16 protein-coding genes are annotated in these 24,295 nt (G+C 41.2%); 13 read left to right on the plus strand and 3 right to left on the minus strand.

The window, feature by feature from the left end; all coding sequences use genetic code 11:
• Positions 1–10: 10 nt before the first annotated feature.
• Positions 11–388, minus strand: a complete 378-nt coding sequence (locus tag ESA94_RS11165; RefSeq protein WP_129130997.1) for a GxxExxY protein — start codon at positions 386–388, stop codon at positions 11–13.
• 82 nt (positions 389–470) lie between these two features.
• Entirely contained in the window at positions 471–815 is a 345-nt protein-coding gene (locus ESA94_RS11170; protein ID WP_129130998.1) for a single-stranded DNA-binding protein, read from the minus strand.
• Positions 816–1,021: 206 nt separating this feature from the next.
• Here ESA94_RS11170 and ESA94_RS11175 point away from each other — a divergent pair, with 206 nt between their 5' ends.
• Positions 1,022–1,399: a hypothetical protein gene (locus tag ESA94_RS11175; RefSeq protein WP_129130999.1), complete on the plus strand. Its 378-nt coding sequence runs from the start codon at positions 1,022–1,024 to the stop codon at positions 1,397–1,399.
• Positions 1,400–1,402: 3 nt separating this feature from the next.
• On the opposite strand, the gene ESA94_RS11180 is transcribed toward ESA94_RS11175, so the two are convergent.
• Positions 1,403–2,434: a LacI family DNA-binding transcriptional regulator gene (locus ESA94_RS11180; protein ID WP_129131000.1), complete on the minus strand. Its 1,032-nt coding sequence runs from the start codon at positions 2,432–2,434 to the stop codon at positions 1,403–1,405.
• 374 nt (positions 2,435–2,808) lie between these two features.
• Between ESA94_RS11180 and ESA94_RS11185 the strand changes: the two genes are divergently transcribed.
• The 12 genes from ESA94_RS11185 (at position 2,809) to ESA94_RS11240 (ending at position 24,294) form a co-directional block, all read left to right on the plus strand.
• A complete protein-coding gene (locus ESA94_RS11185; RefSeq protein ID WP_129131001.1) occupies positions 2,809–6,036 on the plus strand; it encodes a SusC/RagA family TonB-linked outer membrane protein in 3,228 nt (1,075 codons plus the stop codon).
• A 10-nt stretch (positions 6,037–6,046) separates the two neighbouring features.
• Positions 6,047–7,876: a RagB/SusD family nutrient uptake outer membrane protein gene (locus tag ESA94_RS11190; RefSeq protein WP_129131002.1), complete on the plus strand. Its 1,830-nt coding sequence runs from the start codon at positions 6,047–6,049 to the stop codon at positions 7,874–7,876.
• A 32-nt stretch (positions 7,877–7,908) separates the two neighbouring features.
• Positions 7,909–9,483: a DUF5123 domain-containing protein gene (locus tag ESA94_RS11195; RefSeq protein ID WP_129131003.1), complete on the plus strand. Its 1,575-nt coding sequence runs from the start codon at positions 7,909–7,911 to the stop codon at positions 9,481–9,483.
• Positions 9,484–9,628: 145 nt separating this feature from the next.
• Positions 9,629–11,053 carry a pectate lyase family protein gene (locus ESA94_RS11200; RefSeq protein ID WP_205755964.1) on the plus strand — a complete coding sequence of 475 codons (1,425 nt, stop codon included), beginning with the start codon at positions 9,629–9,631 and terminating at the stop codon, positions 11,051–11,053.
• A 1-nt stretch (position 11,054) separates the two neighbouring features.
• Positions 11,055–11,798: a rhamnogalacturonan acetylesterase gene (locus tag ESA94_RS11205; RefSeq protein WP_129131004.1), complete on the plus strand. Its 744-nt coding sequence runs from the start codon at positions 11,055–11,057 to the stop codon at positions 11,796–11,798.
• 10 nt (positions 11,799–11,808) lie between these two features.
• Positions 11,809–17,415 (plus strand): pectinesterase family protein, encoded by a 5,607-nt coding sequence (locus ESA94_RS11210; protein ID WP_129131005.1) that lies wholly within the window; start codon positions 11,809–11,811, stop codon positions 17,413–17,415.
• Positions 17,397–18,440, plus strand: coding sequence for a pectinesterase family protein (locus tag ESA94_RS11215; RefSeq protein WP_129131006.1), 1,044 nt, complete (start codon positions 17,397–17,399; stop codon positions 18,438–18,440). The genes ESA94_RS11210 and ESA94_RS11215 overlap by 19 nt, the downstream gene beginning before the upstream one ends.
• A gap of 24 nt (positions 18,441–18,464) precedes the next feature.
• On the plus strand, positions 18,465–19,388 hold the full coding sequence (locus ESA94_RS11220) for an alpha/beta hydrolase (protein ID WP_129131007.1): 924 nt from the start codon (positions 18,465–18,467) through the stop codon (positions 19,386–19,388).
• 1 nt (position 19,389) lies between these two features.
• Positions 19,390–20,688, plus strand: a complete 1,299-nt coding sequence (locus ESA94_RS11225; RefSeq protein ID WP_129131008.1) for a nucleoside hydrolase-like domain-containing protein — start codon at positions 19,390–19,392, stop codon at positions 20,686–20,688.
• Positions 20,689–20,705: 17 nt separating this feature from the next.
• On the plus strand, positions 20,706–21,602 hold the full coding sequence (locus tag ESA94_RS11230; RefSeq protein WP_129131009.1) for an alpha/beta hydrolase: 897 nt from the start codon (positions 20,706–20,708) through the stop codon (positions 21,600–21,602).
• Between the two features lie 47 nt (positions 21,603–21,649).
• The gene (locus ESA94_RS11235) at positions 21,650–22,693 is read left to right on the plus strand and encodes a Gfo/Idh/MocA family oxidoreductase (RefSeq protein ID WP_129131010.1); all 1,044 of its coding nucleotides are present in this window, start codon (positions 21,650–21,652) and stop codon (positions 22,691–22,693) included.
• Positions 22,690–24,294 (plus strand): glycoside hydrolase family 43 protein, encoded by a 1,605-nt coding sequence (locus tag ESA94_RS11240; RefSeq protein WP_129131011.1) that lies wholly within the window; start codon positions 22,690–22,692, stop codon positions 24,292–24,294. Before ESA94_RS11235 ends, ESA94_RS11240 begins: the two co-directional genes overlap by 4 nt.
• Position 24,295: the final 1 nt, after the last annotated feature.

The raw sequence follows: 24,295 nt of genomic DNA on the forward strand, positions 1-24,295 counted from the left end.
AATCTATAAATTAATAAATAAGACGTTTGTAATTAAGCGATGTTCCGCCAAAGTTAACAACCAGGCCTAATTTCATTCCGGAAGCTTTTAAATAATTAAGTGTTTGCGCCACAGCAGAATCGGCAATACCATCTTTATTCACTTTAACTTCTACAAGAAATTTCTCATGAATGGTAAAGTCTGTATTAAACGTTCGGTTTAATTGCTTCCCTTTATATAATACGACTAATTTGTTTTCACGTACATATTTTATTCCTCTTTCCAGAAACTCAATTTCCATAGCGTCTTTATACACTACTTCCTGAAAGCCAAAGCCAAGAGTTTTGTAAACTTCAAGGCAAACGCCAATAATCTGGTATACTTCCGTTTTGTATATAATCCCTGTCATAAAATTTGTTTAACAATGCCACGAAATGCACAAAAGGACACGAATTTGTTTCGTGTAATTCGTGCATTTCGTGGTCAAATAATTATGCGGTAGTTTTTTCTCCCAACATCAACAACTCATTCACCTGTACTTCACAGATGTATTTTTTATTCCCTTCTTTATCGTTGTAACTGCGGTTGATGAGTTTGCCTTCCACTAAAATTTCTTTGCCTTTCGCTAAATATTTTTCAGCAAGCTCAGCTACCTTACCCCAGGCCACCAACGTATGCCATTGTGTTTCGGTTATTTTTTCACCTTTAGCGTTGCGATAGCTTTCGCTGGTTGCTAAACTGAAACGGGCCATTTTCTTACCACTTTCCAATGTTTTTACTTCGGGAGCATTACCCAGGTTACCGATCAGCTGCACTTTGTTTTTTACTGCGTACATAGTTTTGAAATTTGCCGCCTGATTCTGCTGCAGGCGAGGTTTTAAAATTTGTTATCTCAGTCGAACAGTTTGTCCCGTCGACAGAACAAAGTTGTTACAGCAACAAAGCCTTATTCGGTTTTTAACCGTTTCTACCCGAAGCTAAACGTGTATAAACGTTTGCACACGGATAAATTAATTGTATCTTATCCTGCAAAAGCTTTACTATGACTGCATCTGACAGCAAAACCTGCCTGGCCTGTGGCAAAGCATTAAAAGGAAGAATTGATAAGAAGTTCTGCGATGATTATTGCCGCAACAACTACAACAATCTGCAAAAAGCAAAAGGCAATTACAGCAGCTTTGTACGCAATATCAACAACACATTGCTGAAGAACAGAAAGATCATGGAAAGTATTTTGCCCGATGCAGAAGAAACTGCCAAAGCAACAAAAGACAAACTGCAGCGCATGGGTTTTCATTTCAAGTACTTCACACACCTGTACACAACTAAAGGTGGTAAAACGTATTTCTATTGTTACGATTATGGCTATCTGCCACTCGAAAACGAATGGTATTTGATTGTAAAGAAAAAAGAAGAGTAACGCTTATCGTTTGATAGCTGATTCACGCACCTGCAGTTCGGGTGTAAGCACACGTTTTTCAAACTCTTTTACAGGCCGTTTACTTTCCACCAATTGCAATAAAAGATCGGTAGCAGCTTTTCCCATTTCTTCGGCGGGTTGGCGAATAACAGTAAGCGGAGGGTCAACCAGCTCGGCAATATCGTAATTGGAAAAGCCGATCATACCCAGCTCGTCCGGTATTGAAATGCCACGGCGTTTCACTGTTCGTAAACAGTTTGTAGTTAATTTATCGCTGGTGGTAAGAATGGCATCGGGTTTTTGTTTTAACGTAAGCAACTTGTTTACGGCTTCTTCCACTTCCGAAAAAATCATTCCGCCATAATAACAATGCTGCACATATTCTTTACTGTATTCCAATCCGTGTGCTTTTAATGCATCGTTATAGCCGGCTAAACGTTCGGAAGTGATCGATAAAAATTCTGAACCGGCTAATGCTGCAATACGTTTATATCCGTTTTTGATGAGGTGTTCTGTTGCATCGTAAGCACCACGATAATTATCAACAATCACTTTATGTGTATTGATCTCTTCGGTTATACGATCGAACAACACAATAGGCATACCCCGATCGTGCAATGCTTTAATATGGCTTAGATCGGTTGTTTCTGTTGCGAGTGAAATAATTAAACCATCAACCGAACGGGAAGAAAGAAACTGCAGATCCACTACTTCCCGATCGTAACTTTCGTGGCTTTGCGATACAATTACATTGTAACCTCTGTCGTAAGCTATTGATTCAATACCATTGATCACCTGCGAAAAGAAACTGTTGGCAATTTCGCATACCACCACACCAATTGAACGGCTGCGTTTTTCTTTTAAACTTAACGCAATGGGATTGGGTTTGTAGTTGAGCTTTTCTGCACACTCCAAAACAAGTTGTTTTGTTTCGGCACTGATCTCGTGACTGTCACGCAGCGCACGTGAAATCGTGGAGGTAGAAAGCCCTAATGCCTTTGCAATATCTTTAATGGTGACAGCTTCAAACTTCATATAAACAATCTTGCGTTAAAGATAGCTGATTAAAATCTTACTTACTAAACGGCCTTGTGATGATTTTGTATAACCGATTGTTAATCATTAAAAAGCAAAATACAGACAGCACAGGACAGTTGCGGAAAAATGGCATCGTTCTCGGGAACGATTGCGTAAATAAACCCCTTTACAAGCCTTTAGGATTCGTTAAAAACAGAGTAGACTTGTTTTGTTAAACGAACGGATTTGCTTGTGTTGAACGTAGTTCAGAAGATGCTTTTACAACGGCCATTAAATAGTTAACGATTCAAAACAATCACCAAAACATTCAACTTTTTTATTGCATCCCCTTGCAGTAAAAGTCTATTGATTATTTTAAAACTAAACACAGTATGAAACAGTTTTTCTCTCTGTTTTTGCTTTGCATGTGTTGTACGATTGCATTTGCCCAAAACCGCCAGATAAAAGGAAAGGTTACGGACGAAACCGGTGCCGGTTTAGCAGGTGTAAGTGTATTGCTGAGTGGAGCCAACAACGGTGTGCAAACAGATGCCAATGGTAATTTTTCTATTACTGCGCCGGGTACAGGTGCTGTAACATTAACCATCAGTTATTCGGGTTACAAACAACAAACAGTTAAAACCGATGGCAAATCGGAACTAAACATCAGTCTTGAAAAAGATGTTACAGCATTAGAAGATGTGGTGGTAATTGGTTATGGAACAATTAAACGTAAAGATCTTACGGGTACTGTTTCATCAATTGGTGCGAATGAATTATCAAAGATCCCGGTTTCAAGTGCAGCCGAAGCAATTACGGGTCGCTTACCTGGTGTACAGGTAACATCTGTTGATGGTGCACCCGGTGCTGAAATCGTCATTCGTGTACGTGGTGGTGGTTCGGTTACACAGGATAACTCGCCGCTTTATATTGTTGATGGTTTTCCTGTTAACAACATTAATGATATTGCCCCCTCCGATATTGCGAGCATCGACATCTTGAAAGATGCGGCTACAACAGCGATCTACGGTGCACGTGGTGCGAACGGTGTTGTTATTATTTCTACCAAAAATGCAAAGGCGGGTAAAACAACGATTACGTTTAACTCGTTTGGTACTGCACGCACTTTACCCCGCCAGCTCGAAGTTTTATCGCCTTACGAATTTGTATTGGCCAACTATGAGTATGCACGTTTGCAAAACCAAACAACAGTTGATGGTTTCACCAAATACTTTGGTGCTTATGAAGATCTTGAATTGTATAAATATCAGAAGGGTACCAACTGGCAAAAGGAGTTATTTGGTAAGCCGGTGTATTCGCAACAACATAATCTTGGTATTACAGGGGGTACTGCTAAAACAAAATTCAGTTTAAGTGCAACCAACAATACCGATCAGGGTTTAATGCAGGGATCGGGCTACCAACGCAACTACCTCAACTTTAAATTAAACCATGAAGTTGCAAAGAATTTAAAGCTCGACTATTCCTCCCGTTTTGTACATACTGTAACTGATGGTGCAGGTTCATCCGGTTCATCGAATTTCCGTATTGGAGATGCCATCACTACACGCCCTGTAAATGGTATTGCCGATTTTATCCAGATCGATCCAAATCCGGGTGGTACAGATGATGATTACGAACAGTTCCTGAAGAGTCTCATCAGCCCAACCCAACTGCTTGCACAGGATTACCGTAAGCGTGTGGCACATACATTAAATATGAATGCTGCTGCAACATGGAACATCATTCCAAGTCTTATCTATCGCACAGAGTTTGGTATGGATCTTACATTCGGTCAGCTGAAGCGTTATTACGGTCCGTTAACTTCTGTTTCACGTAACGAAGGAAGTAATTTGCCAATGGGCGAAATTACAAACTCCAATGCACGTAGCTTCCGTTGGGCAAATACACTTACATATAAAAAAGAAATTGGTAAGCACGATTTTACTGTGCTTGGCGGACAGGAGATCAATATCCTCAACAAAGGATTTTCTGAATATACACGTGCAAAACTGTTTGTTGAAAATACAAGCCCTGAACGCATGTTTGCCAATATGCAATTGGGTACAACAGACAGACATACAACCAATATTGCAGCCGGACAAAAACTTGCTTCTTTCTTCGGACGTATCAACTATCAATACGATTCACGTTACCTGCTTACGCTTACACTTCGTGCAGATGCCTCAACCAAATTTTCGCCAGAAAAACAATGGGGCTACTTTCCTGCTGCTGCGTTTGCATGGCGTGTGTCGAGAGAAAACTTCATGAGCAATATTAAGTGGATTGATGATCTGAAATTCCGCATCAGCTACGGTGCTGCAGGTAACGACCGCATTGCCGATAATATCTGGCGTGTACTCTTCCAGGCAAGTGATAACAGAACAATTGGGTTTGGTGATGTTGCCAACCCTTATTATACCTACGCAACAAGCTCATTGCCCAACCCGTTTGTACAATGGGAAACAAATATTACCCGTAACACAGGTCTTGATTTTACATTGTTTAAACAACGCTTAACCGGTGCGTTAGATTTTTACTGGAACAGTGCAAAAAATCTGCTGGTATTAACAGATATTCCGCAAAACACAGGTTTCAGTACACAGCAACAAAACATCGGTCAAACATCAAACAAAGGTGTTGAGCTTGGTTTAAATGCTTCAATTATTCAAAAAAGAGATTTTCAACTGAATGCTACATTCAACATTGGTTTCAATAAAGCAAAAATTGACAACCTTGGCGGCCCTTCAGAAAAATCATTGCAATCGAACTGGGCAAGTACCGATCTGAAACAACAGGACGATTACCGTGTTTATGTTGGACAAACAATTGGTTTAATGTATGGCTATGTAACAGATGGCTGGTACACAGCAGACGATTTTGCATCGTATAACCCAATTACAAGAACATATACACTTAAAGCAGGTGTACCAACTGTTGGTTCTTTACTGGGTGGTGTAATTGGTGTGCGCCCCGGTACAATGAAGTTGAAAGACCTCGACAGCAATGGTGTTATCAACGCTTCCGATCGTAAAGTAATTGGCAGTGCCTTACCAAAATACTCAGGTGGTTTTGGTTTAAGTGCTACCATTAAAAACTTCGACATCAGTGCATACTTCAATTTTGTTGTAGGTAACGATGTGTACAACACAGGTAAAATTTCATTCAACCAGTTTTACCGTACCAACTATGGCAACATGCTGAATACTGTTAATTCTGATAACCGTTATAAATACATTGATGCATCAGGTAACCTTGTAACAGATCTTACAGAATTGAGCAAGTTAAATGCAAATGCAAAAATCTGGTCGCCATTTTCATTTGGTAATGCTACACCTGTGTTTCATTCATGGGCTGTGGAAAATGGATCGTTCCTTCGTTTAAATACATTAACGGTTGGGTACTCATTACCAAAACGTATTACATCGGTTGTACACATGACCAAAGTGCGTGTATATGCAACTGTTTACAACGCATTCCTCTGGACAAAATATTCCGGTTACGATCCTGAAGTGAGTTCTACAAGAAGCGATGGCTATTCACAATTAACTCCCGGTGTTGATTATTCGGCCTATCCTAAGAGCCGCAACTTTACAGCGGGTATTAACGTAACATTTTAAAGCAATTGCCATGAAAAAAATATATTTCATTTTATTATTAATAGCAATTACTTCGCTGCAGTCGTGCAAGAAGTTTTTAACGGCCGATTCGCCTTCGTTAACCGATCTTGAGTATGTATTTAATACAGAAGCCGATGCAAAAAAAGCGGTGAATTCGGTTTATGCATTGTTTAATCAGGATGCATTTACTTCACGTCTTTCCAATAATTTTTCGGGCAACTCCGATATTGAATGTGGTGGTGTTTCTGCATCGCCCGATAACTCACGCCGTGACATTTGGTCGTTTGAATGTACACCTGCCAATGGCGATTTGTTAACAGTATGGAACAATGGTTACAATGCCATTAACCGTGCCAACGAATGTGAAAAGGGTTTGAAAGAAGTATCGTTGGTAAAAGATCCTACGAACAAAGTATTTAATAACCTGCTTGGCGAAACAAGAGCATTGCGTGCTCTTTGGTTTTATTGGTTAATGAATCACTGGGGTGATGTTCCGTTTAAAACAACTCCTTCACGTGCGGGTGATAATTTTTATTTAGGAAGAACAGGAAGAGATACCATACTTACATTCCTGATCAATGATCTGATTGAAATAGAACCCAAAATGTCGTGGGCAGATGAACTTGATTTTGGTATCGAGCGCATCAACCGTGAGTTTGTAATTGGAATGATAGCACGTTTATCGTTAATGCGTGGTGGTTACTGGTTATATCCTGATAAAACCATGAAGCGTAAAGACGATTATTTGAAGTATTACGAGATAGCAAATACATATACGAAGAAACTGATGGATCTGAAGCCCCGTGCTCTTCCTGATTATGCAACTGTTTTCCAAAACGTAAACAAATACATCAAACCATTAAACAGCGATGTGTTGTACGAAGTAGCGTTTCATCCCGGTTTTGGTGATGTGGGTTGGAACCATGGTATAAGAGTAGATGCAGGTACACATCCATACGGTTCGGGTTCAAACTATTTGTCTTTGCCCATCACGTATTATCACTCGTTCGATACAACTGACAAACGCTTACCGGTTTCCTGTTTTCTTGTTTATTACGATAAAGATCTTATTCAGCAACCTGCAGGTGCAACTTCTGTTGCTCCGGGTAAATGGAACAGGTTATTGGTGCCAACACCACTGGGAGCATCTACTGCAAAGGGTACAGGCATTAACTGGCCGTTGATGCGCTATTCCGACATTTTATTAATGTTTGCTGAAAGTGAAAACGAATTGAACGGACCAACTGCCGCTGCACAAAATGCGTTGCGTTTGGTACGTCAGCGTGCATTTTCTGAAAGCTTGTGGAGCGATAAAGTAACTGCTTACATTACTACTGCAGCTGCAGGCAAGCAAACTTTCTTCGATGCTATTGTAAACGAGCGTGCATGGGAATTTGGCGGTGAATGTTTACGCAAATATGATCTTGCCCGTTGGAACCTCTATGGGAAAAAAGTAGCAGATGCAAGAAATGCATTGATTCAAATGGGTATTGATGGTACCACAAACACAGGTACATATGCCAACTTACCAGACTATATGTATTATAAGAAAAGTGCCAACGGTGTAATTACCTGGTTAAACTTATACAGAAGACCGGCAGTGGAACCTCCTGTAAAAGATGTGCCTACAGTTGGCAGTAACCCCGATGGTTATACACGTATTGCATGGACCAGATCGATGTACAACACAACTACCAGCGGCCCGGCAAACTTTCCGCTTTGGACCTGGAGAGGTTATTCCGATTATACAGGTGCTACAGCTGTACGTTATATTTTGCCTTTACATAGTTCGGTTGTAACAAGCAGCCTTGGTGCACTGCAAAATCAATATGGGTACTAATTAAACTGATTGGCCATTCTAAAAAAACAGCAATGAAAAAATTACTTTTTATATCACTGGCTGCAACATTGGTATTCATCGCTTGTAAAAAAGTGGAAGACCTTGGTGAAGCGCCACGTTTATTCCGACCTGTTATTAAAGATGCCTTGCTGTCGGAAGGTAACTGGATAAAGGTATCGTGGCAGCCCATTAAAGGTGCAGCATCGTACACAGCAGAAATAAGTGTAGATAGTTTTAAAACAGTTGCAGGAAGAATAACAACTGATACCAATGTGCATGTGTTTGAAAATCTTTATTGGGAAAAATTATACCAGGTAAGGGTGAAAGCAGTTGCAGCAGATACATCGCACAACTCGAAGTTTGCCGATCTGGGTGCAATTAAAACAGCACGTTTTCCTACCATCTTAAACATACCGTCTCTCAGCGAAGTAAATGATAACTCAGTAAAAGTTAGCTGGACAACAAGTGGAGCAGCAGTAACAGAAGTAAAGATCTTACTTGCTGCCGATAGTTCTGTTGTAAAAACTGCAACCATGAATGGTACCGATGTAGCAAACGCCTACAAACTTGTTTCCGGGTTGAATGCATCAACTGCTTATATCATTTTTCTGTATAGTGGTACAACAGTTCGTGGTTGGGCAAACTTTACAACCAAGGCAGCCTTAACGGGTGCGTTAATTGATCTTCGCAATATTACCGGTGTGCCAAGTTTGTTAATTGATACCATTCCTGATATTGCATCGGGTAGTATTATCTTACTGAAACGTGGTGAAACTTATAATATCAGTACATCCCTCAGCCTTAATAAAACGCTCACCTTTATGGCAGGCGATGATTTGTTGAACCCGGCAAAACCAATCATCTTAATGCCATCAAATTTCAATATTGCATCAGGTGCAGTAATTGACTCTATCGTATTTAATGATGTGGTGTTGCGTGGTACTGATTATGCATCGAAATATGTATTCAATATCAATGCTGCCTGTACCATTGGCAAAATACGTTTTGAAAACTGCGTTGCAGAAATTTTCAGAGGTGTACTTCGTGCCCAAAGTCAGCCGGTTATTATCACAAATCTGGAAATGAATAATTGCATTGTTGACAGCATTTCTAATTACGGAGTATTTAATATTGATGTAGCAACAAGCCGTGCGGACTATATTAAAATAACGAACAGTACTATTTATAAAGCAGAAAAAGTTATCACAAGTCGTAACAACTCCATTGCTGTTTTAGTAGAAAACTGTACGTTCAACGAGGCACCTGCAGGTAACAGCTCTTCATATTATATCGATTACAGTACGTCCGGTACCAATAACGTAACAAACGGTATTACTGTAAATAATTGCATTTTTGGAATTGGAAAAAACAGTTCGGGTGCATACACTGTACGAGATGTGCGTGCAAATGCGGCTACAATAATCAATACAAGTAATAACTTTCGTACTTCCGATCATTTGTCGGCAGGTAATGATTTTCCGAGTATCACAACGTTAGGAATATCTGCAGCACAATTATGGCAAGACCCTGCTGCGGGCAATTTCAAAATAATTAATACTTCCTTCACCGGCAGAAGTAACTCAGGTGATCCACGCTGGAGATTGTAAGCATCATTGAAGAAAAACCATAAAACGCCGCAGCAATTGTTGCGGCGTTTTCCCCAAAATCTGTTGTTAACGAAAATGCTGCCGGTATGATTAATACCGATAAGAATGTTATTGTAAAAATTGATTCAACAGAAAGACGCAGTTAATGAAAACAAAACAGGTTACACTTGCACTTGCAGTATTGCTGCAGTTTGCAACCGGTGCATGTGCACAAACAAAACAGGTAACAGGCAACAATACAACAGCTATCGCTTTCCCCGGTGCCGAAGGCTATGGCAAATACACAACCGGTGGTCGTGGTGGAAAAGTGATGGTCGTTACTAATCTCAACGATAATGGCGCAGGTAGTTTTCGTGAAGCTGCTGAAGCAAAAGGCAAACGTATTGTTGTGTTTGCTGTTTCAGGAACCATTCATCTCGAAACCAAATTATTTATTAAAGGCGACATCACTGTTGCCGGGCAAACTGCTCCCGGTGATGGCATTTGTTTTGCTGATCAGCCGGTGAGTTTAGCTGGTGATAACATTATTGTGCGTTACATACGTGTACGCATGGGCGATAAATATCAGCGACAAAAAGGAATGGTGGATGGTAGCGGTGGCGATGATGCATTTGGCGCTTCGGGCCGCAAGCATATCATCATCGATCATTGTTCGTTCAGCTGGAGTACTGATGAAGTATGTTCTGTTTACAAAGGCGATAGCACTACATTACAATGGAATATCATTACCGAACCACTCAATTACTCTTATCATTTTGAAACAGGTGATAAGGATTGGGAACATCATGGCTATGGTGGTATCTGGGGCGGACAGCATTTATCAGCACATCATAACCTGTTTGCACATTGTGTAAGTCGCAATCCACGCTTCAATGGCGCACGACTTGGTGCTGATGCAGAGTTTGTTGATTTCAGAAACAATCTTATCTACAACTGGCAGGGCAATAATGTGTATGGTGGTGAAGGTGGCACTTACAATATGGTGAATAATTATTATCGCTATGGCCCCTCCACAAACAAAAACGTTCGCTTTCGTATTGTGAATCCTTCCAAACTGGATAAACAACCATACGGACAATTTTATGTAGAAGGGAATTTTGTTGAGGATGCACCCGATGTAACAAAGAATAATGTTGCTGGTGTACACATTGATCCGAAAGGAACAGAAGAAGAAAAGAAAACAGTTGTACAAACAAAAGCATTCCCAACAGATGCTATTCCTGTACAAAGTGCAGAAGATGCCTACAAAGCAATTCTGTTGCAAGTGGGTGCTTCGTACAAACGTGATACAATGGATGCACGCATCATCAACAACGTCATTAACCGTACCGGAGCGATCATTGATGTGCAGGGGCACTACCCACATCATTCAGCTTTTGAAATCACCACGAATGCATGGCCCGTTTTAAAATCCGTACCTGTGCTAACCGATACTGATAAAGATGGTATGCCTGATGAATGGGAAAAAAAGAATGGATTAAATGCAAATGATGCTGGCGATGCAAGTACAAACAAGCTGCATCAGCATTATACCAATATTGAAGTTTACATCAACAGTTTAGTTAAGTAACATGAAGAAGATTATTGTATGTATGGCACTGCCACTGTTTGCATTGGTGCTGCCGCCAAAAAAGAAGATCAAAGTTTTTATTGCAGGCGATTCTACTGCAAGCATTAAAGATGTAAAAGCGTTTCCTGAAAACGGCTGGGGAATGCCCTTTGTTTATTTCTGGGATTCAACTGTAACTGTGGTGAACAAAGCAAAGAACGGCAGAAGTACATCTTCGTTTCAAACAGAAGGTTTGTGGAAGCAGATCATGGATGAAGCAGGCGAAGGCGATTATGTATTCATCCAGTTTGGACATAACGATGAAGTGCCCACCAAGAAAACGGCTACTACTCCTGAACAGTTTAAAAACAATCTCAAAAAGTTTATAACAGAAACAAGAGAGAAGAAAGCAATTCCTGTGTTACTCACTTCAATGGCCAGAAGAAAATTCGACAGCACAGGTAAGATCGTTGGTACACACGATGAGTATATGAAGATTACAAGAGCAGTTGCCGCAGAAGAAAAAGCTATACTCTTTGACATGGATGTATTGACGCAACAGCTCTATCAACAATTCGGGCCTGAAAATTCTGCATGGTTGTTTCTGCAATTAAAACCCGGCGAACACCCCAATCATCCGCAGGGTAAAGATGACAACACACACTTTAATGAATTTGGTGCAAGACAGGTTGCACAGTTGGTATTAAAAGAGATCCGTTCGCAATTGCCGGAACTCGCATCAAGAATTGTAAATACAAAAGAATAACTACTGCCAAATGAAACTGCTTGTTAATGCTTGCTTGCCAAAACGTATTGTAACTATTTTTTCAATGCTGCTGTGCATGTGTACCATGTATGCACAACAGATTGCTTTTCCCGGTGCTGAAGGTGCCGGTCGTTTTACTTCCGGTGGACGGGGAACGGTAAGTGTTCCAACAACTGTATTTGAAGTAACGAATCTCAACGATGATGGCAGTGTTGGTACGTTGCGTTATGCTGTAAATCAAACAGCAACACATCGTACGGTTGTGTTTCGTGTATCGGGCACCATTCATCTTACATCAAAACTTAACATTCGTGCAAATACAACCATTGCGGGACAAACTGCTCCCGGTGATGGTATTTGTTTAGCTGATTATCCCGTAGTGATCAGTGGCGATAATGTGATCATGCGTTATATCCGTTGTCGTATGGGTGATAAAAATCAGTTGAAAACATCACCTGCAAATTGCGGTGTGCCTGTTGCGCCATTCACTGCAGCCTGTATGCCGTTGGATGGAAGTGGTGGCGATGATGCATTGGGTAATCTCGGCAATAAAAATATCATCATCGATCATTGCAGTGTAAGCTGGAGCAGCGATGAAGCGTTGACGGTTTACCGTGGTGACAGTGTAACGATGCAGTGGAATATTATTTCCGAGCCGTTGAACTATTCTTATCATTTCGAAACGGGTGATACTGATTTTGAAAATCATGGTTACGGTGGCATCTGGGGTTCCTTGCATGGAAGTTTTCATCATAACCTTATTGCACATTGCCGCAACCGTAATCCACGTTTTGCAGGTAACAGCACTTATCCAGCAGGTTCTGTTGAAAGTGCTGACTTTCGTAATAACGTTTTATACAACTGGGGCATCAATACGATTTATGGTGGCGATGGCGGACAATACAATCTTGTAAACAACTATTACAAGTACGGTCCTAACACCAGCAGTGGTGTGCGTTACAGAATTGTGGGTGTTGACAGTACTGCAGAGTTTGGTTATGCAAAATATTTTCTTTCGGGTAACTATGTAGATGGTTCAACAACCAATACCAATAATAACTGGCTTGGTGCAAGTATGAATACCGGTGTTGTGGCCGATACGGTGAAATCAAAATCAACATCCGCATTTTTATCTGCTTACTTACCAGTAACAACACACACTGCACAGGAAGCGTATGAATTGGTATTGCAATATGCAGGCGCCAGTTTAAAGCGTGATACATTGGATGCACGTGTTGCTAATGATGTACGCAACCGTACAGGAAAAATTATTGATGTGCAGGGTGGCTTTCCACACGGCACGCCGTATGCAAGCACCTTAAATGCATGGCCAACGTTGAGTTCAACAGCAGCGCCAACCGATACCGATCATGATGGTATGCCTGATGCATGGGAAACAGCCAATAGTTTAAATCCGAACGATGCAAGTGATCGTGGCATTTTTGCAGCGAACAATTATACCAACTTAGAAAATTATCTCAACTCTATCCTTGAATCGCAACAGAATAATACCCCCACCATTTATTCTTCCGCATCATTCACTGCATTTGCACAAACAATCGGCTCGCCTTCAACCTCACAATCATTTACAGTTTCAGCATTGAATCTTACAGCAGCGTTAAACATTACAGCACCTGCATCCTACGAAGTGTCATTGAATAATACAGCATGGGGCAATAACGTATCACTCACACCAAACAGCGGTGTTGTTGGTTCCACTACCATTTATGTTCGTTTGAACGCAACAACCGCAGGATCTTATGTAGGGAATATTGTTGGAACAAGTACAGGCGCAACAAACATGTCGGTTGCAGTAACAGGTACAGCATCACAAAATTTACAGGATGCTGCCATTGGCTATTTCCCCAATATTGATGGTGGTTTTGAAAACCAAACTGTGGGCACTTATTCAACTGTTACCTCACACACATCAGCAACCAATTGGGAAGTATCTGCTGCATGGGATATTAAAACCGGTGATGCACGCACAGGTAATAAGATCATGTATTACAAACAGGCAAGCACCAGTGTAAAGTATATGTTCTCACCGGTGCTGAGCAATCCGGCACTAAGTCAGAATACAGATTATGTGATTCAGTTTTGGTATAAACCTGTTGGAACATTAAGTGCAGCAACTGTATTAACAGGTTCAGCAACGCTTGTTGGAGCAACCGGCGGAACAGGTACTTCGTTAACAACAGCAACTGCTACATTAGATGCATCTACTCCGCAAGACTGGCAATTGTTTACAGGCACATTAAAAACAGCGGCCACAACTCCAACGAGTACTTACTTCGGAATGAAAATTTCAAATCCGCAGTCGCCCTATTTTTATATTGATGATTATGTAGCGTATCCCGGCACTGCAGTTGATAATACTGCACCCGATGCAGTTACAAATCTTGCAGCAGTTGGTTCTCCAACTGCTGTTGCATTAACATGGTCGGCTCCGGCAACAGGTATTGATAACGGTGGTTATTTGATTGTTAGAAGTACAGTGAGTGCAGCGCCTTCTTTAAATACAAAAGGTGTGTATGCAGCCGGCAATACCATTGGTGCTGATTACACTGTTTTATATACCGGAACAAGTACATCGTTTAATGATGGTACGGTTACTACTGGCGCAACTTATTATTATCATGTGTTCACTGCTGATAAAGCCTTTAACTATGCACCTGTTGCAACAATATCAGCACTTGCAAATAATTCAAACACCCCAACCATTCTTGCAACTGCAAGCTTTACCAATTTCACACAAACAATTGGTTCAGCATCAGCAGTGCAAAAAGCAACAGTAAGCGGAACAAATCTTACAGGTGATGTTACGGTTACAGCCCCATCAAACTACGAAGTGTCTTTGAACGGAACCACCTGGACAAGCAGTGTTACATTATCTCCTTCATCAGGAACAATTGCCGCAACAGAAATTTCTGTTCGGTTAAATGCAGCAAGTGCAGGTATCTACAACGGCAACATTACTGTTGCAGGTGGTGGCGCTACTTCAAAAAACTTAGCTGTAAACGGTGTTGCATCAAATCCTGTTGTTACACCAGCGTATGATGTGCTCGTTGCAAAAGATGGTTCAGGAAATTATACATCGGTACAGGCTGCCATCACTGCAGCACCAACAAACCGCACAACACCGTGGAGAATTTTTATTAAGAAAGGAAAGTATGTGGAAACAGTTGTCATTCCATCAAACAAACCATTCATGCAGTTGATGGGTGAGAACATGGCGGAGACAATTATTTCTTACGATAACTATTCAGGCAAAGTAAATCCTGCAGGTGGTACCTATGGCACATCAACATGCGGCACTATGATCATTAATGCAGCGGATGTGATGTTGATGAACCTTTCTGTTGAAAATGCAACGGGTTATGGTATCAATGCCAACGCAATTGTTCCGGCACCGGGCGATGGTCCGCAGGCAGTTGCTGTGTACACTACATCAGACAGAGTTGTATTCTTCAATGTTCGTATGAACAGTGGGCAGGATACTTACTACGGTGGTAACAACAGGGGTACACGGGTGTATATGAAGAACAGTTATATTGATGGTAATACTGATTTCATTTTTGGATCATCTACGATCATCTTCGATACTTGTGTGATATATCCCCGTACACGTTTGGATAATGGTAGCGGTGGTTTTGTAACGGCAGCGAATACAAAACTTGAATCGGGTTATGGTTATGTGTTCCGAGATTGTAAGCTCACGAAAAACCGTGGCATTACATTCTATACATTAGGCCGCCCATGGCAGAACGATGCAGGCACAGCCGATGCATCAAAGTCACGCAACAAAACGGTATTCCTGAATTCATTTATGGGTTCATCAATTAAACCCGAAGGTTGGAGTGCATGGGATGCAGGTACCAACACATCATACATTACCTATGCAGAATACAATACAAAAAATTATGATGGCACAGTGAAAGATGTAAGCGGTCGTGTAAACTGGAGTAAACAATTAACTGCAGGCGAAGCGGCAAAGTATTACAATAACGATACAGTATTTGTGAATGCGAACACTCCGGTAATGGCAACATGGAATCCATACAGCACATGGCCCGAACTGAACAATACATTTGTTCCGGAGTTATCTGCATCAAACCTTATTGCACGCAAACCCAACGTTACATCCGCAACAGTGAATGTAACATGGAATATTACATGGCCGATGTCGGGCATTAAATGCGAATTGTACAGAAGTGCAGATAAACAGAATTTCAGTTTGATCGATACACAACACAGCAGTGAAGATTCTGCAGCCAACTTCAGCTTTGCAGATGTTGCACCTGCCGCAGGAACAAGTTATTATTATATTGTACGTTTATCGAAAACAGGATTTACAACTACCACTTCTGATACTGCTTTTGTATCGAGCAAACCAACCATTACTGTAACAGGTGCTTTGTCCGATTTCTTACAGGGAATCGGTACGCCATCAACCACACAAACTTTTTTAGTTTCAGGTTTGAATATCATCGACAGTATTAAAATTGCGCCGCCTGTTAACTATGAAGTATCGGCCAATGGCGGTACTACCTGGTATAACAATGCAACGCCGTTAGGATTGAAACCAACAAGCGGAACAGTTGCGAGTACAACCATCACACTTCGTTTAAACGGAACTGTCGTTGGCACTTACAACGATAATATTATTCACAGCGGTACATTGGCCGATACAGTGAAACTTGCAGTGAGAGGAACAATTCAATCACAAGCGGTACAGATCTCAAGTGTGTTGCAACACTGGCCGTTTACACAAAACAACCAGGACAGTGCAGCCATCCGTTCAGCAGCTGTTATTGCAAGCGCTCCAACATTCAACAAATTTGCAGTGTCTGATGGTGTAACAGTTGCGGGTTTGTTGTCTTACTCATTAACACGTGGACAAGCATTTGCAGCAACTGCAGATGGTTACTGGACAACTGCATCAGGCGGGCCCGGTGGTAATTTAAACCGAACAAACTACCAGCAATTCACTATTACTGCCAATGCAGGTTATACTGCAAGGGTTGATAGTATGTTATTCAATCATGCATTTTATGCAACCAGCAGTAATACAAAAATTGCTGTTGTGTACTCACGCAGCGGATTTACAACTGATTCTGTTGAGGTAACCGGCTATGAATTTGCTACGGGAAAAACAGTGGCACAGGATAACAATGGTCCATCAATTGTAAATCGCTTTCCACTGAATGGTTCAACAGGTGTAACGTTAACCGAAGGACAAACGCTGAGCATTCGTCTTTACTATAGCTGCGGAAGCACAAGCGCAGGCAGGTACTTGCAATTGAAAGATTTTATTGTAAAAGGAATTCCAACGCAGAATGTTCCTACATCTGTGATTGATAATCTTGCAGCACGTGGGTTTGCATTATATCCAAACCCTGCAAGCAGCAGTGTGATCATTAAGCATCCACGTAGTGGCAGCAATACAAGTATTGCGTTGTATTCATTACTTGGAGTGAAAATAGCGGAGTGGAAAGCAACGCCGAATACAACACAAACGTCTGTGGATGTACAGGCTTTACCACAAGGCCAGTATTTTATTCATTATAATTCCGGAAAAGAGAAAGCCGTTTTAAAATGCATCGTAGTACATTAGTTGGTATGAAAAATTTATTGTTGATCGCTTTGATCTTTACTTGCCATTTCGCTATTGCACAAACAGCCAATCCGCAACAGTATAAATATGTGTTCACTGTAGCGAAAGATGGCAGTGGCGAATTCAAATACATACAGGATGCCATTGATGCCATGCGTGTTTACCCGTTGGCATCGATCACATTGTATATTAAGAATGGTGTGTACAATGAAAAGATCGAGATCCCTGCCACCAATACTGATGTAACATTTATTGGCGAAAGTGTAGAGAAGACGATCATTACCTTCAACGATTATTCAGGAAGAGGAAAGCACACCACCTTTACTTCGTACACTGCAAAAGTTTCGGGCAACCGGTTTTATGCCGAGAACATTACGTTCGCCAACAGTGCAGGTCCTGTAGGACAAGCTGTGGCTTTGTATGTTGATGCTGATAAAGCCGTATTCAAAAACTGCAAGTTCCTCGGCAACCAGGATACCATTTTTGCAGCAGGCGAAAACTCACGTCAATTATTTCTTGATTGTTATATTGAAGGAACAACCGATTTTATTTTTGGTCCATCAACAGCAGTGTTTCAAGGTTGCACTATCCGCTCCAAAACAAATTCCTACATCACTGCTGCAAGTACCACTCCGGGTAAAAAGTTTGGCTATGTGTTTATTGATTGTAAGATCGTGGCGGATTCATCAGTAACGAAGACAATGCTTGGTCGTCCTTGGCGTGCACATGCAAAAACGGTGTTCATCCGTTGCGAAATGCCTAAACAAATTGCACCTGAAGGCTGGAGCAACTGGAGTAATCCAGCCAATGAACAAACTGCATTCTATGCCGAATATAAATGCACAGGCGAAGGTGCAGCAACTGATAAGCGTGTTGCATGGAGCAAACAGCTGAGCGATAAAGAAGCAAGAGAGTACACACTCGATAATATTTTTTCTAATAACAGTCTGGTGAAAGATGAAAGTGGATGGTTTATGCAATTGCGCAGCAAGGCATTTGAATGGCCGGAGCTAAAAAAACAATAGGGAAAAGACAACGGGCAAATAAAAATGAAAAAGTCATTTTACATAGCATGTTTTTTACTGTTGAATTTGTTTGCAAAAGCGCAGGAGTTTATTCCCTTGTGGCCTGCAGGAAAAATGCCCAACTACAATGGCAAAAAAGTAACCGACAGTTTGTTCAACGAGCGCATTTGGCGTGTGGCAACACCGGGCATGTATAGCTTTCTTGTTCCGAAAGCTGAGAACAAAGGCACAGCCATTCTCATTGTTCCCGGTGGTGGTTACGAACGCTTATCATATATCTATAACGGATTCAATTTTGCAAAGTGGTACAACAGCATTGGTGTAAATGTATTTGTGCTCATTCATCGTTTGCCGCATCAGCAGGATCTTATCAATAAACAAATTGGTCCGGTGCAGGATGCACAACGGGCCATGCGTATCATTCGTGCAAATGCTGCACTATGGAATATCAAAACAGATAAAATTGGTGTGATGGGTGTTAGTGCCGGTGGTCATGTGGCAAGCACACTTGGTACACATGCAAAAGATGAAAGTACTATCAATGATTCATTAACGGCTCACAGTTTTCGTCCCGATTTTATGGTACTGCTCTCTCCTGTTATAACAATGGGTGAATTTGCACATCCCGGCAGCAAGAAAAATTTTCTGGGTGCAGATACAACGAAGGCCAATATCCAGAATTATTCTGGTGAATTGCAGGTGAGTTCCTTCACACCTCCAACATTTTTGGTGCATGCACAAAACGATAGTACTGTGAAGGCGCAGAACAGTGTATTGTTTTACAATGAATTACTCAATAAAAAGATCAATGCAAGTCTGCATATCTTTCCACAAGGTGGACATGGAATACGATTGGATGACAATCCCGGATCAACCGATCAGTGGATGAATTTGCTGGAAGCGTGGTTAAAAGAAATGAATTTTATCATCCCTATTCCGTTTAAATAAAATGCATACACACAAGATCATATTCATTTGCTTGCTTGGATTAGCACCACTTGCATTGGTTGCACAAAAACCTGTGCCGGTGAAGCCACGCATTCTTATCAGTACAGATATTGGTGGCACCGATCCCGACGATAATCAATCGATCACACATTTTCTCATGTACAGTCACCTGTTTCAAACAGAAGGATTAATTTCTTCACCTTCTTACGGACAAGGAAACAAACGGGAATTATTACGCATGATCGATCTGTATGAAAAAGATCTTCCTCTTTTACAAAAACATCAACAAGGATATCCTTCGCCTGCTTCATTAAAAGCAGTTTGCAAACAAGGAAGATTAGGCGCTGCTCCGTTTAAAGGATATTCAACTGCTACCGAAGGATCAGATTGGATCATTAAGTGCGCAAAGAAGAAAAGCACACAACCACTTTGGATACTTGTGTGGGGTGGATTAGAAGATGTAGCACAAGCCTTGCATGATGCACCGGAAATTCAAACCAACATTAAAGTGTATTGGATCGGTGGACCAAACAAAAAATGGAGCGCCAACAGCTATGCATACATTGTTGCAAATTTTCCCAACCTCTGGTTTATAGAAACCAACAGTTCATACTATGGCTTCTTTTCTGATAATGTGCCGGATAGTTTGCATAACAAAAACTATTATGATCGTTTTATTAAAGCTGCGGGATTTTTAGGGAAAGACTTCAAACAATATTATAAAGGAAACATCAAGATGGGCGATACACCTTCTTTACTTTACATGATGGATGGTGATCCAAATGATGCATCTAAAGAAAGTTGGGGAGGCAGTTTTGAAAAATTTACACATAGTCCGAGAATTGTATTTAGCCGCAACACAACACTTGCAGATACGGTTACAGTCTATTCGGTGATTGAATTACATTTCAAAGGACCCGTTATTAATATCCCTGCTGATTCAAGTTGCTTTACCATGAGTGTGAAAGCCAAGATCGGTGAACAAAAATGGGCCGGTTATTATTTAGGCAATGGCGATTATGCAGTAAGATATTGTCCCAAACAAACAGAAACGATAACTTACAACATCACATCAGATGTGAAAGGTTTTGCAGAGCAAAGCGGACAATTTGTAGTGGATAATATTTGGCCGGGCAAACCCCGTTCAACCGATTATCAATTAGGCGCAAACTGGTTCACTGATCGTGGTAATCCTGAACTTTTTGATGAGATCTATCAAGGAGGGCAAACAGTATTGAAATGGAGAACTGAAATTTTATTAGATTGGGCAAAGCGTTGGTCGTGGCTACAGGAAAATTAAACCGTTAAAAATATTTTATGAAGAAACTGATTTTATTGATGGCAATTTTTACAGGCTTAAAAACGTATGCGCAAACAGAAATGCCTTTGTATACTGCTGCGGTTCCCAATTCAAAACCCGCACCGAATAAAGAAAAAGCAGAAACAAGGGACAATGTTACACGCATTTCAAAAGTGAGTGTTCCAACCCTTACCGTTTACAAACCTGCAAACCCGAATGGTATGTCGGTGATCATTTGCCCAGGCGGTGGTTATGGTATTTTAGCATTTGATAAAGAAGGAACACGTGTTGCAGAAGAAATGAACAAGTGGGGCATCACTGCATTTGTGTTGAAATACCGTTTGCCTGATGATACAACCAATATCGATCGCAGCATTGCTCCGCTCATGGATGCACAGCAAGCCATTCGTTTGGTGCGCAACAAAGCAACTGAATGGGGATTGAAAAAAGATAAGATAGGCATCATGGGTTTTTCAGCAGGCGGACATTTAGCTTCAACTGCTGCAACACATTTCAGCAGCAATGCAGATGTTACAAACAAAGACACAAGTTCTGTTCGTCCTGATTTTGCAGTGTTGATCTATCCTGTCATCAGTTTCGATAGTACCATTACACACAAAGGATCAAGAAATAATTTAGTGGGTGCAACTGCGTCGGCCGAACAAATCAAACTCTATTCAAACGAATTGCAGGTAACAGCAAAAACGCCTCCCTCCTTTTTAGTGCATGCAGGCGATGATGGTTCTGTAGTTGTTGAGAACAGTATCCGTTATTACCAGGCTTGTATAAAATATAAAGTGTCTGTTGAAATGCATCTCTATCCAAAAGGCGGACATGGTTTTGCTATGTACAATAAAACAACAACTGATAATTGGATGGAGCGATTGAAAAATTGGTTAACAACATTGAACTAACAATTGTGTTTTTGTTTGGTGTTACCTTGTAAGCAAAATAGAAACAGATGCAACCGATCAATACAGCAATATGTTCTTTCGGCATGAGTGGATGGGTGTTTCATGCGCCGTTCATTACTGCGCATCCCGGCTTTAATTTTTATGGCGTGTGGGAACGAACAAAAAACCTGGCGCAGGAAAAATATCCATCGGTAAAAACATTCCGCACACTGGAAGAAATGCTGGCTGATGAAAACATTGAATTAGTGGTCGTGAATACTCCCAATGTTACGCATTACGATTATGTGAAGCAGGCATTGTTGGCGGGTAAACATGTGGTGTGTGAAAAACCATTTACTGTTGAAGTAAGTGAAGCAGAAGAGTTGATTGCATTAGCGGCTGAAAAAAATCTGAAGCTTTCTGTTTTCCAAAACAGAAGATACGACAGTGATTATAAAACCATCAAGTCTGTTCTCGATCAAAAGTTGTTAGGCAATATTGTAGAAGCAGAATTTCATTTCGATCGGTATAAAGAAGAGATCAGTCCCAAAGCACACAAAGAAGTACCAATGAAAGGCACAGGTGCCTTGTACGATCTTGGTTCGCATCTCATTGACCAGGCATTGCAGTTGTTTGGTAAACCAACAGCAGTGTTTGCTGATATCGCCATCATACGACCGGTATCGTTGGTAGATGATTATTTCGAGATACTCTTATACTATCCATCATCAAGAGTACGCATCAAAGGCAGTTACCAGGTACGTGAAGCATTACCCGGTTATGTGTTGCATGGCAGCAAGGGTTCGTTCATCAAGCCAAAGACAGATATGCAGGAAGCGCAACTGCAGGCCCATATGTTGCCAACCGATGTGGCTTATGGCATCGAACCTGAAAGTGAAAATGGTTTGCTGCATACAGAGGCAGATGGAAAGATCATCAACGAAAAAATTCCTTCGCTAACAGGAAATTATACAGCGTATTACGAAGGCATTTATCAAGCCATCCGTAACAATGCGCCTTTGCCTGTAACAGCAGAACAGGGAACAGATGTAATACGGATTATTGAAGCAGCATTTAAAAGTAACGACGAAAAAAGAGTGATAACATTATGAAGTTAATAGCAGTAGTTGGGTTTGTATTGACAGGCATTTGTGCATCGGCACAAACAGTTTCGAATGTTTGGGTAAGCGATCAGAAAAATGGTACGTATAAAAATCCGGTAATAGATGCAGATTACAGCGATCCCGATGCTATTCGTGTAGGCGATGATTTTTATATGGTCTCTTCATCGTTCACACATATTCCCGGCTTACCTATTCTTCATTCAAAAGATTTGGTGAATTGGAAATTGATCGGTCATGCATTGAAACGTCAGCCACCATTCGATCATTTTTCAACAGTGCAACATGGTGGTGGTGTGTGGGCTCCAGCGATCCGTTATTACAACAACGAATTTTATATCTATTATCCCGATCCTGACTTTGGCATTTATGTAACGAAAGCAAAAAATATCACAGGTCCATGGACAGAGCCTGTTCTTATTGAAACAGGAAAAGGTTTGATAGATCCTTGTCCGTTGTGGGATACTGATGGTAAAGTTTATCTCGTACATGCATACGCTGGTAGTCGTGCAGGTTTCAAATCGATCATTGTTGTAAAAGAACTCAATAAAGAAGGAACAAAAGTGATTGGCGATCCGGTGTTGGTGTTCGATGGTCATGCAACAGATCCTACATTGGAAGGACCGAAGTTTTATAAACGCAATGGCTACTATTACATTTTTGCTCCGGCGGGTGGTGTTGCCACAGGTTGGCAATTAGTAATGCGTTCAAAAAATGTATATGGACCTTATGAACGTAAAGTGGTGATGGATCAAGGCTCATCGCCGGTAAATGGTCCGCACCAAGGTGCATGGGTAAACACACAAACAGGTGAAGATTGGTTTTTGCATTTCCAGGATAAAGATGCGTATGGACGTGTGGTGCATCTGCAACCCATGACATGGAAAAATGATTGGCCGGTGATTGGTATTGATAAAGACGGCGATGGAAAAGGTGAACCGGTAATGGTTTATAAAAAACCAAATGTTGGAAAAGCATATCCTGTTGCAACAGTTGCCGACAGCGATGAATTCAATACACCCAAACTTGGTTTGCAATGGCAGTGGCAGGCCAACCCGCAACAGGGCTGGGCATTTCCAACTGCAGAAGGCGTGTTGCGTTTGTTCTCTGCGTTGTTGCCCGATAGTATTAAACTGGCATGGGATTATCCCAACCTGCTGGCACAAAAATTCCCGACAGAGGAATTTACAGCCACAACAAAAATCTCCTTTCAACCCAAACATGAAAAAGAACGTTTTGGCTTGATGATACATGGCGCCAGTTATGCATACATCTCTATAGAAAAAAGAGCCGATGGAAACTACATCAGCTTTGTGAAATGTGTGGATGCAGACAGGAAGGGAAAGGAAACAGTGCAGGATGGTGAAAAACTGAAGAGTAAGGATATTTATTTGCGTGTGCAGGTGCGTCAAAAAGCTGTTTGCACATTCAGTTACAGCGAAGATGGAACAAACTTTAAAACGATCGGTGAATCGCTAACTGCAAAACCCGGTCGTTGGGTGGGTGCAAAAATTGGTTTCTTCTTTAACCGCAGTAACAAGACAAACGATGCTGGTGTGGTGGATATTGATTGGTTCCGCATCGAAAAATAAG

The sequence above is a fragment of the Lacibacter luteus genome (assembly GCF_004118265.1).
In the GTDB taxonomy this organism is placed as follows: domain Bacteria; phylum Bacteroidota; class Bacteroidia; order Chitinophagales; family Chitinophagaceae; genus Lacibacter; species Lacibacter luteus.